The following is a 13,954-nucleotide window of genomic DNA, read 5'->3' on the forward strand; positions in this document are numbered from 1 at the left end:
GCATTCCTTTCGATCGGCGATTCAGGGCGTGGCCGTAGCCTGCGTCAGTGCATGGACGATGCAGCGGCGCGCGAGTTCGACTTTGAAGCCGTTCTGGCTGTGCGGCTTCGCGTTCGCGAGCGCGGCATCCGCGGCCTTGCGGAAGGTCGCGGCATCGGGCGTTGCGCCACGCAGCACGGCTTCCGCTTCGAGCGCGTGCCAAGGCCGCGTGCCCACGCCACCGAGCGCGACGCGCACATGCCCGATGCGTCCGCCTTCGACCGTCACGACCACGGCGGCCGACGCCAGCGCGAACTCGTACGACGCGCGATCGCGCAGCTTCAGATAAACCGAGCGGGCACCCGCTGGTAGAGGCGGTAGTGTCACGTGCGTGATAAGGTCGCCTGCGTCGAGCACGTTCTCACGCTGTGGCGTTGCGCCCGGCAACACGAAGAAGTCGTCGATCGCGATGTTGCGCTCGCCGTCCGTCCCTTCGACGTGAATGGTCGCGTCGAGCGCGGTCAAGGCGACGTTCATGTCTGACGGGTTGGTGGCGATGCAGGCGTCGCTTGCACCGAGAATCGCGAGCGTGCGATTGAATCCCTGGATCGCCGGACAGCCCGAGCCCGGCTCGCGCTTGTTGCATGGCATCGCGGTGTCGCGAAAGTACACGCAGCGCGTGCGTTGCAGCAGGTTGCCGCCGGTGGTAGCCATGTTTCGCAATTGGGCCGAGGCTCCGGCGAGCAGCGCCTGCGACAGCACGGCGTACGGTGCGCGGATCAGCGGATGCAATGCCAGGTCCGCATTGCGCGCCGTCGCGCCGATCTTCACGCCGCCATCGGGCAGTGCTTCGATACCGTCGAGCGGCAGCCGGCTGATATCGATGACCCGCGTCGGCCGCTCGACGTTCAGCTTCATGAGGTCGAGCAAGGTCGTGCCGCCTGCGAGAAAGCGCACTTGTGCGCCTTGCTGGGCCGTTGCCGAGGCCGCGCCCGCCGCGATCGCGTCACGCACGCCGTTGGCGCGCGACAACTGGAAGATTTCCATGATGGCGCTCCTCAGGACTGGCCGCGCACGCGCTGGATCGCCGCGACGATGTTCTGGTAGGCGCCGCAGCGGCACAGATTGCCGCTCATCGCTTCGCGCACCTCGGCGTCGCCCGGCCCGACCGCTTCGTCGAGCAACGCGACCGCGGACATGATCTGGCCCGACGTGCAGTAGCCGCACTGATAGCCGTCGCATTCTACAAACGCCGCCTGCATCGGATGCAGCGCTTCGGGCTGACCGATGCCTTCGATGGTGGTGATTTCGTCGCCGGCGTGCGTGCCGGCAAGCGACAGGCATGCATTCACGCGCAGTCCGTTGATGTGCACCGTGCACGCGCCGCATTGGCCGTGGTCGCAACCCTTTTTGGTGCCGGTGAGGTGCAGATGCTCGCGCAGCGCGTCCAGCAGCGTGGTGCGCGGATCGAGGGACAGCGTGTAGAGATTGCCGTTGACGGTCAACTCGACTGGCATCGACGCGTTCGCGGAAGGCTGGCGACTGGGTCGGACTGCGGCGGGGTCAGCGCTCTGTTGCGTGGTTTTGGAGGCGGTCTGTTGCATCATGCGTTCTCCTCATGGCGAGAGCGGCCACAATTGGCGCGGCCGGGCGGCAGGCTGAAGCAGGATTGGATCCGTTGGCGATCGATTCGCCGGGTGTCGGGCGTTCAGAGGAGCGAGCGTCGAAGACGCGTCACGCACGCCCAGATGATTTAGCAGCAAATCTGATGCCCAGGCGTGTCGTGCCTGAAATTTTTTTTGACTGACCGGCTCGACTGATCGCGAATGTCGGGATCAATCTACTGCAAACGCAGAAAGAAAATGGCCGGACGCGTGAGCGCCCGGCCATTTTGAAAGAGCTGGTGCAGCTTCAAATATTCAACGCCTTAAAACGGCAACCCCGGCAAGTCCGGCAGCTTCAAAGCATGCACGCCGATCGCCGACGCGTCGAGCCGTTCCGCACCGCCACTCGGTGTATCGACGATAAACGGCACGCCGATCTGATCGGCGCGCACGAGTTCGGTCGAGCCGCCGCCGTCGAGATTGATCGCGTCATCCGCGCCGATCGCCTTCATCAGTTGCGCCGATTGCGCGTTGGTCGTGCCTGTCGAATAACCCGCGACGCGTCCATCGATCACGACGAGATAGAGAAAGCGCCCCTGTTGCGACAGGCCGACCAGTGTGCGCGGATTCGGATTAAGCGGATCGCCTTCGTTCGGGCTTTGCGCGCTGACGTCCTGGCCGCTTTTCAGCAGAATCGCCGAGCCAGCGACCGCCGTGTCGATCAGCTTCAGATCCTGCGCCGAAATCTGCGGCGCTTCGGCGATATACGCGCGGCCCTGCCGCGTGATCGCAAGGACCGCTTCACTTTGCGTCGGGTCATTGGTCAGCGGACTCACAATCTGGCCGTGCGACACCAGCAAGCCGATGATCGACTTCGGCTCGGGCGTCGTCGCGCAGCACGGCGCGAAAAAGTTCGCGTTGATTGCGAGCCGCACGCCGGTGCGCGCGGCGAATTGCGAGATCGTCTCCGACGTCGTCATCAGCGGGCCGCTATGCCCGGTCGTCTCGACGCTCACGCCCGGCGCGCGCAAATCAATGCGCATCACGTACGCGCGGCTCACGGTCGGCTTGCCGCCCGCAGTCGCGGGATTCGACGGCACGGTCGCGGTTTCGGCATCGACGCCGAGATACACGGGCGAGTAGCCGCTTTGCGTGATCTGCGTGGTGGGATCGGGCACGTCGGCTTGCACGCTGGCCGAAGCGAGGCCGATGATCGCCGCGGCGGCGAGCGCTTTCAGAGTTGCTGAGACGGGGAACAGGGCACGCGTCATCTCTTTAGTCTCCATGGACGGCGGCGACGAAGTCGTCACTCTTACCGTGCCGCAGACGTTAGAGACGCGATATGACCAACACGTGATTTCTTTTTTTCATTCGGCTTTCGATGATGATCGGCATGCGCGCCAAAAAAAACATTTATCGAAAAGAAATTCAGCCGAGTCAGCGACGATGATGCCGCCGCTGCGATAGATTCCTCAATTACCGGGCGCGGGCTTCGTGGCCCGCGCCCGATTGGAACTAGGCCTGCAAAACCTTCAGCAGCTCCTTGGCAGTCGGGCCAGATGAGGCCGGGTTCTGACCGGTGATCAGCCGTCCGTCGACAATGGTGAGCACAGCCCAATTAGCCACCTTTTCAAAGTGGCCGCCCAGACGCTTGAGCTCATCCTCGACGAGGAAGGGCATGACCTTGGTGAGGCCCACAGCTTCTTCCTCATCATTGGTAAAGCAGGTGACGCGCTTTCCCTTGACGAGAGGCTGTCCCTCGTAGGTCGCCTTGAGCAGAACACAAGGGCCATGACAGACGGCGGCGACCGGCTTGCCGGCATTGTAGAAAGCCTCGATCAAGGCGATCGAGTTCCTGTCATTGGTCAGATCCCACATCGGGCCATGGCCACCGGCATAGAAGATCGTATCGTAGTCGTCCGCCTTGACGTCGGCGAGCTTGACGCTGTTGGCCAACACCTTCTGGGTCGCAGAATCTTTCTTGAAGCGCAGCATCGAGTCAGTCTGATTGTCGGGATCGTCGCTTCTGGGATCGATCGGTGGATGACCGCCCTTGGGCGAGGTCACGGTGACCTCGGCACCGGCATCCGTGAACGCATAGTAAGGGGCGGTGAATTCTTCGAGCCAGAAGCCGGTCGGCTTGCCGGTATCGCCAAGCACGTTGTGCGAAGTCAAAACCAACAGGATTTTCATTGCAGTCTCCGTTCATTGAGGCCAGTGTCTAAACGCGGCTTCGCCGCAGGAAATGCTTGAGGGGAAGTCGTTCCTCGGGGCAGATGTTCGTGGTCCTCGCCTTGCCGGGAAATTGGCCCGTGCGGGCCTGGAGGATGGGGCTGCCGGGCGCGGTGAAGAGGACGCTGTCACAGCGGCCTCCTATTGCCGACGCATGTGATGACCGCTTGTATTGTGGTTCGGCTCCCGAGGAGCGCCATCACGCGAAGGTATTGCCTGACCATGCGATGGTATGCGCAGCGCTTCGCCGTTCGACCCGGCGGCACCGTGGTGCAATGCCGGCAACGCTGCTGTTTTCGTGCTGGCATCAATGCAAAAGATTGTGTCGTCAGGCGTCGTGTTTTCACGTTGCGTTTTCACATATTGTGTTTCCACATACCCGAAGCAGTGAATGGGGAACCGGTGGTCAACGCCTCTCAGGAGCCAGACATGAGCAACATTCCAATGCGCACCGAACGCACAGTTGAGACCCTGGACGCCGGCGCGTTCGACATGAAGCTCGAGATAGTCGTCATCCCTGTCTCGGACGTCGATCGCGCCAAGCGCTTCTATGGCGAGTTGGGTTGGCGGCTCGATCTCGACTTCAAGGCAGGGGACGACTACCGCGTGATCCAGTTCACGCCGCCCGGCTCCGGATGCTCAGTCATGTTCGGCACGAACGTTACCGCGGCCGCGCCCGGCTCGGCCCAGGCGCTTCATCTCGTCGTCTCCGACATCGTGGCCGCGCGCAACGCACTGCTCCGTCGTGGCATCGGGATCAGCGAGCCATTCCACGACACGGGCGGCGTGTTTCACCATGCTGACGCGAAATGCGTGGTTAGCGGCTTGAATCCGCAACGACAAAGTTATGCCTCGTACGCTTCGTTCAGCGATCCGGACGGCAACGGTTGGCTCTTGCAGGAAATTACTGTGCGATTGTCCGGAGACATCGAAGTGGGCGACACACGGTTCACCGATGAGGTCGTCAAGGCGATTCATGCTACGACGGCGGGATAGCTATCGCGGCACTAGAATGGAGGATGCGAAACCGATTCGACTATGCGCCGACGCTGCGTATCGAGGTCCAATACGCTCGCAGGGGATCATCGTGCGCATCTTCACATCACCTCAGGAGCGTACGTTATGGCGACCTATATCGTTTTCACGAAGGAGAGCACGCAGGATCAGGGTGAGCTCGACATCTATCAAAGCAAGGTGGGCGAGACCTTCAAGGGTCATCCCGTCAAGCTTCTCGCTGTATACGGACCTCAGCAGGTTCTTGAGGGCGACCCACCAGAGGGCGTCGTAATCGCTGAATTTCCATCGACGGCGGCCGCGCGAGCGTGGTACGACAGCCCGGCGTATCAGGAGGTCGCACAGCACCGGTTCAAGGGCGCGCGTTACCGCGCTGTTCTCGTCGAAGGCGTGTGACGAAAGGCGGTAACGATCGGCGCGTGGAGCGTTTCCTTAGCTTTTACCTCGATTGGATTCAATCTGCTGCCGCAGCCGCTCTTCGCCTTCCTGAAGCTCAGGCGTGAACGCCTCGCCAAAGTCCGCGGCCTCGAAGAACGGGCGAATTTCGATTTCCGAGTCGCTGGCCATCGGGTTCGGGCAGCGGCGTACCCATTCGATCGCCTCGTCCATTGATTGCACTTGCCAGATCCAGTAGCCCGCGATCAGTTCCTTGGTTTCAGCAAACGGACCGTCGACGACGGTCCGGTCCTTGCCAGAAAACCTCACGCGCACGCCCTTCGAGCTCGGTTTCAGTCCGTCGCCGCCGAGCATGATGCCGGCCTTGACGAGTTCCTCGTTATATCGGCCCATCGCCTCGAAAAGTTCCGTGCCGGGCATTTGACCGGCTTCGGATTCGGCGGTCGCCTTGACCATGACCATTACGCGCATTTCGTTTCTCCTGTCCAAAAGGTGAGTCTCGGATTATGTCGGAAGGCATTCGGTGCCTTCAACACTACGACGAACGAGTGCGCGCAAAATCGACAGTTGGCGTCGAGGGTTTTCTATTTCAGCGGAGATTGGGCCTGTACGCCCCCTCAGCGCTCGACCGCCTTGAACACCCGATTCTTGTCGAGCGTGGCTGGATCGAGCGTCTTCTCGCCGCCTTCCGCGGGCAGCGCGGGGCTGGCGTCTTCCAATGCGCGCCCGGTATAGCGGCCGCGTGGCCGTATGACCTTGCCCACCCGGAGCTGCTCGATACAATGCGCAAGCAAACCCACGCTTCGGGCCGTTGCGAAGAGCGCGAACGACGCATCGCGTGGCAATTCCAACTGCGCCGCCAATGCGGCAAGCGCAATGTCGATATTCGGCCTGAGGCCGGTCAGCTCAACGACCTTGTTGATGAACGACGTGAGTTCTTGAGGCGGACTCAGCACCTCGAGCAACGCGGCCGCACGCGCATCGCCGTCCGGATAGAGATGATGCCCAAACCCCGGAATGGGAGTGGCCGACTGCAAATGATGGACGACGACCTGCTCTGCACCGAGTCTTCCGACGTCGTCGAACACGGCCCTCACGCGGCCTGACGCATCGCCATGCAGCGGGCCGGAGAGAGTCGCGAGCCCCGTGAGCAGGCATCCCGGCAGGGATGCGCCGGTGGAGGCGGTAATTCTGGCGGCGAACGCCGAACTCGTCGTCTCATGGTCGGCCACGAGGACCATGGCGCGGCGGATGAGTTCGGCGCCGTCGCGGTCCTGGCCCCAACCGAGCGCGAGCCGTTCATGCGTCGTTTGTGCATTCGCATCACAGCGCGCACCGAACGCTTGCGCGATGAGTGCCACGAGCCGGCCGGCTTCGACATGCAATGCGCTGTCGGTGCGTCCGAGGGTCGAGTGCCCGCAGGCCGCGAGCGCCGCCAGCGATGTGAACGCACATTGCCTGCCTCGCTCGCCGCCCTGTAGCGGCAGGTCACCGCTTTCGAAGGAGACGGGCGCGCGCGCATTCCAGAGAATGGCCGCCACGTCTTCGAGCGTCGCCGTGTCCGAAAGCCGGATGCTATCCCGTCCCCGGTAATACGCCCGGCCTTTCGAGAAGGTGGTGATGCTGCTGTAAATGCAAGGCTCGGTGCCGAATATGGTTCCGGCGGCGAGCGCCTCGCGCTTGCGTCCAACCTGTTTTTTGCGGCACAGGCCGGCGACGTCTTCTGCACGATAAAGGCTCTTGCGCGGGTCATTCGGGTCCGGCATGACCGCGATATTGCCTCGACTGACGTACGCATAGACAGTCTGCGCTTGCACTCCGAGTTGTCGAGCAGCTTCAGTCAGAGTGATCCAGTTTCGCATGGGATGGCAGGCAAGAGATGCGGCGGAACGGGCAGCAGGGCCGTCGTGATGCGGAACGCGCCGTGCAGGCGAGCGTAACCGATCGAACGTCAATATTGACGTCTTTTCAGGTAAAAGTCATCTCGGCGGGGCGCCGCTCCAGGATCTCGATGAGAATGTCCCCCGGCGATCGCACGAAGCAGGCTCTGACGCCGGGGCGGACCTGCTTGATCGGCTCGACGATTTCCGCGTCGCAGCGCAACAGATGCTCGAACGCGGTATCGAGATCGTCCACGACCACGCCGAAATGATCGATGCCCTGTTTCCGCTCGCCATCAGGGCGGCCGATTTGGGCGCCCGCCAGCGAGGTGATGAACAGGTTGATGCTGCCGATGCGCAAATCCACGCGCCCCGGGCGACGCACGATCTCGGCGTTCAGGCAGCGCGCAAACCATGCGGCGGTGGCTTCGGCGTCGGCCGAACAGAGTTGCAGATGATCCCACTTGAATTCAAGCATACGATTTCACCGGATAGTCAAGAGCGTCACAGTTCGATGCGGGAAAGCTTCCCCAGCAACACGGAGTAGGAGAGCGTGCCGAGCAGGCATATCGCGCCCATCAGGTTGAGGGCCCAGTAGAAGTGGCCGGTGTGCTGCGTGATGTAGCCGATCATGAGCGGAGTGGTGACGGCCGCGATGTTGGCCGCCAGGCTGGTGATGCTGCTGGTCAGTCCCACGTACTGGCGAGGCGCGATTTCGGAAACGGCGGCCCACGACATCGAGCCGACACCCTGCGCGAAGAACGCGATAGTCAGGATGGCGATCACCCATTCGTTCGACTCGACGAAATTGACGAACACAATCGACGCGCCCAACAAGGTGCCGATGATGAGCGGCGCCTTGCGCGCAGTGGAAAGCGACACCCCGCGGCGGATGAAAAAGTCCGAGAGGAAGCCGGCCACGAGAATGCCGAGCGTCGCGCCGATAAAAGGGAGTGCCTGGAAGATCCCGACCTTGATCATCGACATGTGGCGCGCTTCGATCAGATAGGTCATGAACCACGTGGTGAAGAACACCAGCAAGGTGTTGTTGCAGAACTTCCCGAGACAAATGGCGAGAACTTGCCGATAGCGGAGCAGCTTGAGCGCCATGCGCCAATCGAACTTCTCGCGAGACTTGCGCGCCGCCGTAGCGCCTTCATTGATGTAGTGCAGTTCGGCCGCGTTCACGCCCGAGTGCTGAAGCGGATCGCGATAAACCCGGTACCAGAGAAGGCTGAACAGAATGCCGAAGCCGCCCGTGACGTAAAAGACCGTACGCCAACCGTACGCGGCGGAGATCCACAGCAACAAGCCGGTAAACAAGGGCGTCCCAATGTATTGCCCCATGACATAGACGCTGGTTGCGAAGCCGCGCTCCCCGGCGGGAAACCACAGCGTCACGGCGCGCGCGTTCGAAGGGAAAGCCGGCGCCTCCAGCGCGCCGATCGCGAGTCGCGATCCGAGTAGCATGTGATAGCCGGTCGCGAGACCCTGCGTCAGCGTGGCGAATGACCAGCCGACGAGAGACAGGGCATAGGCAAGGCGCGAGCCGAGAATGTCGGTCAGCACGCCGCCGGGGACGAGCGCAATGGAATAGGCCAGGCCGAATGCCGCAAACAGCTCTCCCATCTGCATCTTGTTGAGCGCCAGGCCCTTGGAGAGGCCCGGTGCAACGATGCCCAACGCCGACCGGTCCACGTAATTGAGAATGGTCGCCACGAGCAACATCGACAGCACGATGTACCGGACCCTGGAGCGTTTGGTGGTATCCGCGTAAGCCGCGTTTCGCGCCGGCAATGTTTGTTCCTCTACGACTTTCATCGGTGTCTCCATAACATTGGCCGGTTGTTCTTTTTATATTTGGCGTAAGGGCGATCTATCCGCGGCCGACGAACGGCATGGCAGTCGCCATGATGGTCATGTTAAGAACATTCGCTTCGAGCGGAAGGCTGGCCATATGCACGACCGCATTCGCGACGTGCGTCACATCCATTCTTGCTTCAGGCGCCATGCGTCCATCCGCTTGCAGTACGCCGCGGTTCATGCGTTCCGTGAGCGGTGTGGCCGCATTGCCGATATCGATCTGGCCGCAGGCGATGTTGAATGCACGTCCGTCCAGCGCGATCGATCTGGTGATGCCGGTCACGGCATGTTTGGTTGCCGTATAGGCGATGGTATTCGGCCTCGGCGAGTGAGCGGAGATCGATCCGTTATTGATGATGCGTCCGCCTTGAGGGGACTGCGCTTTCATCATGCGATAAGCGGCCCGGGCGCACAGAAAGACGCCGGTCAGATTGGTGGCCACGACATCGTTCCAGAAATCGGTCTCGTAGTCTTCCAGCGGGACGGCCCCCGCATTGCGGCCTGCGTTGTTGAAGAGCACGTCGAGCCGGCCGAATGCCTTGGCAATGTGCGAAAACGCGTGCTCGACCGATGCTGCGTCCGCAACGTCGGCTTGGAATACCTGCGCTTCTCCACCGGCAATGCCGATGGTCTCCTTCGTTTCCAGCAGCGGCTCGGCTCTGCGCCCGATCAGCGCGACGGCGAATCCCGCGTTGGCGAGCGCCACGGCGGCGGCGCGGCCGATGCCGGAGCCGGCGCCGGTCACGGCGGCAAATTTCTTCGATGCAGGCATTTCACTTCCTCTGGACAGTTCAGTTGAACACGGGAAGGAGATTTGCATCCGCGCCATGCGTCGAGCAATCTTGATTCATTGAATCAACATCTGAGCGCCTTGCCGATGGGGCGCGCACCAGGGTTTTCCTGATGCGCGCGTTGCCGGCAGCGCGACGGATCAGGCGTGGAAGACAGCGCATCGCAACGCGCAAGGCACGCCGAGACGAATAAAGGGGGCAATCGTCTCCGATGAGTTGATTCATCCAATCAACATTGACGGTCTGGTCCGCGGTTTCGTAGTCTCTCGACGTCTGTCTACCCAAGGAAAAACCATGCCGGAAAATAACCGCACCAGGCTGTTGATTGCGCGAAAGGTTCCCACAGCCGTGGCGATTCGCGCCGAGGCCGAATTCCATGCCTTCGTGACCGAGTCTGATATGGATGCGTGGTCTGTCGTCGACTTTTGCAGGAAACACGAAACGCCGGCTGTGCTGATCGGGAAGAAGTCCGGTTTGCAAGCGGAGCACATTGCCGCGCTGCCCTCGACAGTCAAGATCATTGCGAACGCCAGCGCGGGCTTCGATCACATGGACGTGGCCGCCGCCCGCGACAGGAGAATCATCGTCACGAACGCACCCGATGCGTTGACCGAATGCACGGCCGATTTCTCCATGCTGCTCGTGCTGGCGGCCTGCCGCCGCGCATCGGAATACGAACGAATCATGCGCGGCGGATGGGGGAAATCATTCGGGATGACCGAGATGCTGGGTACGCGAGTCAATGGCAAGACGCTCGGCATCGTCGGATTCGGGCGTATCGGACGCGCGGTCGCGAAGCGCGCGCAGGGTTTCGGCATGCGCGTGATCTATACGGACATCAGCCGTGCGGCTCCGTCGCTGGAAAACGGCGCGACGTTTTACACCAGCCTCGACGAAATGTTGCCGCACTGTCAGGTGCTGACGCTGCACGTGCCGGGCGGCGGCGTCCCGCTAATGGCGAAAAAGGAGTTTGGGCTTCTGCCCGCGGGCGCGGTTTTTGTCAACGCGGCGCGTGGCGGACTGGTGGACGAAGACGCGCTCTATGAAGCGCTGACTTCGGGGCATCTGTTCGGCGCAGGTCTGGACGTGTACCGAAACGAGCCCAATGTCGACAAGCGGTTCGCCGGACTCGACAACGTGTTCCTGACGCCCCATATGGCCAGCGCCACGATTGAGACGCGCGACCAGATGGGTTTTACGGCGCTCGACAATGTTGCCGCCGTGCTGGATGAGCGGCCTGCTCTGAATCCGGTCTGACGTTCGGCTCCTCGAAAGCGGAGCCGGCAATGCGCGAGTGGCGGAGCGTGTTTCAACCACTCGCCGCAATAAACGGTTTACGCAATAAACCACAAGGCACAGCTAACAGACGACTTGCGCTTTATTTGATGCGCTTACGCCGCCCGCAGAGGGCGCGGTGGCGTAAGCGTTGGAGCGACAGACTAGCCGTCCGCCTGGGACGGCTTACCTGTTGGTGTATTTCAGTGTTCGCTCGGTCTGATGGCAGGGTCGCTTTCCACCACTTCATGGGTCGCTGCCCAGTACGGCTGCTGGTTGTAGTAGCTGTACGTTGACTCGCCCCACTTCGCGTCCGCCATCATCGGCCAGTGGTCCTTGTCGAAACCCGGCTCGTCCTTGAGGCGCTGTGCCGTAATGTCGACGACAAAGCACTTCTCGTCCGTGTCGAGAGTCAATGCACTCCACGGGATCGCATGCAGGTTGGAACCCATCCCGAGGAAACCGCCCTCAGAAAGTACGGCGTAGGCGATGCGTCCATTCCTGACGTCCAGCATGATGTCTGAAATTTTTCCAACGTGTTCGCCATCAGAGGACATGACCTTGTTCCCATCGAGCGTTGCCGCGGCCATGATGTCCGGCCCCGGACCCTCGCCCATGCCACTGCCGACGATATCGGCTCCGCGCTGGGTGTCACCTTGCGGATTGATTGAGCCCATGATTCACCTCCTTCAAAAAAGGTACTCCAGTGGTGCGCAAGCGGTGTTCCCGAGCCGTCGGCTGCAGGATGACCCGAACTGTCCCTCAAGGCGCGGGTTCGAAGAACTGGCGTGTCGCTCGCACTGCGGCGGGCACAAAGGCCGGGTGGCTCGGTTACTGAAATGGGCGACGAGCTTTGGGGCAGGAGTTTTGGAAGCAAAGAAAAGGACGATGCCATCGCAGGCGTCCGGGTCGCTACGTAGGGCAGCCGAGCTTCGTAGCCAGGTCGTTCATATCCGCTGCTACGAAATCCCAGGTCTGTTCGGCATGCAGGTCGCTCCGTTGGGCGGGTCCGTGTTCGACTGGGCGCACGACGAACGCCGTCTTCAACCCACATTGACGTGCGGCCGCGAGGTCGCCGTTATGGGCTGCAACCATGCAAACCTCCGCAGGATTCAGACCAAGGATTTCGACGGTGTCGACGTAGACTTGTGGCGACGGCTTGTACGCCCGAACGACTTCCGCTCCGAGAATTGCGTCCCACGGAAGCGCGGCCCGTTTCGCCATATCCACCATCAGCCTGATGTTTCCGTTCGAGAGCGGGGCGATCATGAACCGGCGCTTGAGTCTCAGCAGTCCCTCGACGGAATCAGGCCAAGGGTCGAGGCGGTGCCAGGCGTGATTCAGTTCATCGAGTTCTTCCGTGGACATTGAACGGACGTCCACGCCATAGTCGGTTATTACTTTGAGCAGGTTTTCTCTATGCAATACGTCAAGCCGGACAAACTGCCGCCGCCCGCTCCGTATTTCCTCCATTGCGGGCGCGTATTCGCGTCGCCACGCGTCTGCAAACGCAAATGAGTCGATCGGCACGGCATGGCGGCTGAGAAACTGACCCGCATCGCGGGCGACACCACTTCTCCAATCGACAACCGTCCCGAAGACGTCGAACAGGAGAGCCTTGATTTCCGAGCTTTTCGGCATGTCGTGGACCTTTCAGGCAGTGTGGTGAGGTGAAACAAGTCTAACCGCGGCGGCCGCACTCCGATGCGTGATGTCCTTGAACCCTGAGGCGCATAGCCATGCCGTTTTCTGGAGTAAGCTGACTGTATTAAAGGTGCGCGCAGCAGTAGGCTGCGTCGCGTCAGACCTTGGAGAGCACGTCATGAAAACGCTGGATGCAACGTCGCGCGCGGGCAGCGCCGTTGCGTTGGCGGTCCTGTCCGCAGCTTTGTCCGGTTGCTACTATTACGTGCCCTATGGCTACGTTCCGTACGGCACTATGCCGGCGGCGGCCGCGCAACAGCAATATCCGTTCTCGGTGGCCGACGCAGCGTCACCCGGCGGCGTTGCGTCAGATGCGACTGCATCGGCGAATACCTATGCCGCACCAGTCGTACCCGTCTTCGTCGCACCCGCGTACTACCCGGTCGCGTATCCATATTACGGCTCGCCAGCGTGGTGGGGACCATCGGTTTCACTGAGCTTCGGCTACTGGGGCGGCTGCTGTTATGGAGGCGGCCGATACGGCTACTGGGGTCGCCACGGCTACTGGGGGCACGGATATCGAGGCGGTTGGGGCGGTCATGGCGGCTGGGGCGGCCACGGCTACCCAGGACACGGTATGGGCGGCGGCCACTACTGGGGCGGTGGCGGAGGCCACGGGCGTTCGCATTGAACGCCAGGGGCGATGTACCCGTGTTCGACAGCTCCGCGACAGCTTGAACCAGTGGCTGAACTGGACGCACGTCGACGGCACGCGACAGCGGCCGACTAAAGGCAGAACTGCCCAACTGGACGATCGTCTACTTTGACGAAGCGGCATGAGTCAATACGCTTAGTAAGCCAACCAGGCCGCGAGAGCCCTTTGACTACGAGGTCGCGTGATCGAACCGCCCGCGTGACACACCAACCAGATATCAGCTTACGACGGCCGAACTGTGGCCAGTCGCGTGCCAGCGAACGGGTCCCGACTCCAGTCGATGACAGGACGTAGACGGCTAGCCGAAGTCGACGTTTTCTCAACGGCAAAGTGCGCCAGTGACTGCCCGGCACTGGTGGCTTGCCTCAGCCACTGCGGCATGTCGCCCTTGCCACCCCAGGTGTCGCCGAAAGCGCTGCGGTATCGTGCCGACTTTTGACGCGCCCGGTCTTCGGCAATTGCTGCCGCGAGGTCGCCCACCTTGATACCAACCTTCGTCATCTTGCGACGCAGGTATGCAATCATGCTTTGGCGTTTTTGCTCATCCATGTCGGTTTCCCC

General features: G+C 61.6%; 16 protein-coding genes. 4 read left to right on the top strand and 12 right to left on the bottom strand.

Features of this window, described 5'->3' with window-relative positions; translation table 11 throughout:
- Positions 1-21: 21 nt before the first annotated feature.
- From PQR32_RS02710 to PQR32_RS02725, 4 genes are all read right to left on the bottom strand, one after another.
- Positions 22-1,026 carry an FAD binding domain-containing protein gene (locus PQR32_RS02710; RefSeq protein WP_408222044.1) on the bottom strand — a complete coding sequence of 335 codons (1,005 nt, stop codon included), beginning with the start codon at positions 1,024-1,026 and terminating at the stop codon, positions 22-24.
- A gap of 11 nt (positions 1,027-1,037) precedes the next feature.
- Positions 1,038-1,586, bottom strand: coding sequence for a (2Fe-2S)-binding protein (locus PQR32_RS02715; RefSeq protein WP_408222045.1), 549 nt, complete (start codon positions 1,584-1,586; stop codon positions 1,038-1,040).
- A gap of 320 nt (positions 1,587-1,906) precedes the next feature.
- Positions 1,907-2,854 (bottom strand): phosphodiester glycosidase family protein, encoded by a 948-nt coding sequence (locus PQR32_RS02720; RefSeq protein ID WP_408222046.1) that lies wholly within the window; start codon positions 2,852-2,854, stop codon positions 1,907-1,909.
- Positions 2,855-3,098: 244 nt separating this feature from the next.
- Entirely contained in the window at positions 3,099-3,776 is a 678-nt protein-coding gene (locus PQR32_RS02725) for a type 1 glutamine amidotransferase domain-containing protein (RefSeq protein WP_408222047.1), read from the bottom strand.
- Between the two features lie 261 nt (positions 3,777-4,037).
- Here PQR32_RS02725 and PQR32_RS02730 point away from each other — a divergent pair, with 261 nt between their 5' ends.
- Both PQR32_RS02730 and PQR32_RS02735 read left to right on the top strand, forming a co-directional pair.
- Positions 4,038-4,811, top strand: a complete 774-nt coding sequence (locus tag PQR32_RS02730) for a VOC family protein (RefSeq protein ID WP_408222048.1) — start codon at positions 4,038-4,040, stop codon at positions 4,809-4,811.
- Between the two features lie 126 nt (positions 4,812-4,937).
- The gene (locus tag PQR32_RS02735; RefSeq protein ID WP_408222049.1) at positions 4,938-5,225 is read left to right on the top strand and encodes a DUF1330 domain-containing protein; all 288 of its coding nucleotides are present in this window, start codon (positions 4,938-4,940) and stop codon (positions 5,223-5,225) included.
- Between the two features lie 36 nt (positions 5,226-5,261).
- Here PQR32_RS02735 and PQR32_RS02740 read toward each other — a convergent pair whose 3' ends face one another.
- From PQR32_RS02740 to PQR32_RS02760, 5 genes are all read right to left on the bottom strand, one after another.
- Complete coding sequence (locus tag PQR32_RS02740) at positions 5,262-5,696, bottom strand: YciI family protein (protein WP_408222050.1); 435 nt, start codon at positions 5,694-5,696, stop codon at positions 5,262-5,264.
- A 146-nt stretch (positions 5,697-5,842) separates the two neighbouring features.
- Positions 5,843-7,087 (bottom strand): citrate synthase, encoded by a 1,245-nt coding sequence (locus PQR32_RS02745; protein WP_408222051.1) that lies wholly within the window; start codon positions 7,085-7,087, stop codon positions 5,843-5,845.
- Positions 7,088-7,193: 106 nt separating this feature from the next.
- A complete protein-coding gene (locus PQR32_RS02750; RefSeq protein ID WP_408222052.1) occupies positions 7,194-7,583 on the bottom strand; it encodes a VOC family protein in 390 nt (129 codons plus the stop codon).
- 26 nt (positions 7,584-7,609) lie between these two features.
- Positions 7,610-8,926 (bottom strand): MFS transporter, encoded by a 1,317-nt coding sequence (locus tag PQR32_RS02755; protein WP_408222053.1) that lies wholly within the window; start codon positions 8,924-8,926, stop codon positions 7,610-7,612.
- A gap of 55 nt (positions 8,927-8,981) precedes the next feature.
- A complete protein-coding gene (locus PQR32_RS02760) occupies positions 8,982-9,740 on the bottom strand; it encodes an SDR family oxidoreductase (RefSeq protein WP_408222054.1) in 759 nt (252 codons plus the stop codon).
- A gap of 313 nt (positions 9,741-10,053) precedes the next feature.
- Here PQR32_RS02760 and PQR32_RS02765 point away from each other — a divergent pair, with 313 nt between their 5' ends.
- Positions 10,054-11,016, top strand: a complete 963-nt coding sequence (locus PQR32_RS02765) for a 2-hydroxyacid dehydrogenase (RefSeq protein WP_408222055.1) — start codon at positions 10,054-10,056, stop codon at positions 11,014-11,016.
- A 221-nt stretch (positions 11,017-11,237) separates the two neighbouring features.
- Here the strand turns inward: PQR32_RS02765 and PQR32_RS02770 are convergent, their stop codons facing one another.
- Both PQR32_RS02770 and PQR32_RS02775 read right to left on the bottom strand, forming a co-directional pair.
- Positions 11,238-11,711 (bottom strand): PRC-barrel domain-containing protein, encoded by a 474-nt coding sequence (locus PQR32_RS02770; protein WP_408222056.1) that lies wholly within the window; start codon positions 11,709-11,711, stop codon positions 11,238-11,240.
- A 235-nt stretch (positions 11,712-11,946) separates the two neighbouring features.
- Positions 11,947-12,675, bottom strand: a complete 729-nt coding sequence (locus PQR32_RS02775; RefSeq protein ID WP_408222057.1) for a haloacid dehalogenase type II — start codon at positions 12,673-12,675, stop codon at positions 11,947-11,949.
- A 181-nt stretch (positions 12,676-12,856) separates the two neighbouring features.
- Here PQR32_RS02775 and PQR32_RS02780 point away from each other — a divergent pair, with 181 nt between their 5' ends.
- Positions 12,857-13,369, top strand: coding sequence for a hypothetical protein (locus PQR32_RS02780; RefSeq protein WP_408222058.1), 513 nt, complete (start codon positions 12,857-12,859; stop codon positions 13,367-13,369).
- Between the two features lie 246 nt (positions 13,370-13,615).
- On the opposite strand, the gene PQR32_RS02785 is transcribed toward PQR32_RS02780, so the two are convergent.
- Entirely contained in the window at positions 13,616-13,942 is a 327-nt protein-coding gene (locus PQR32_RS02785; protein WP_408222059.1) for an H-NS family nucleoid-associated regulatory protein, read from the bottom strand.
- Positions 13,943-13,954: the final 12 nt, after the last annotated feature.

The sequence above is a fragment of the Paraburkholderia dipogonis genome (assembly GCF_046027395.1).
GTDB lineage: Bacteria > Pseudomonadota > Gammaproteobacteria > Burkholderiales > Burkholderiaceae > Paraburkholderia > Paraburkholderia dipogonis_A.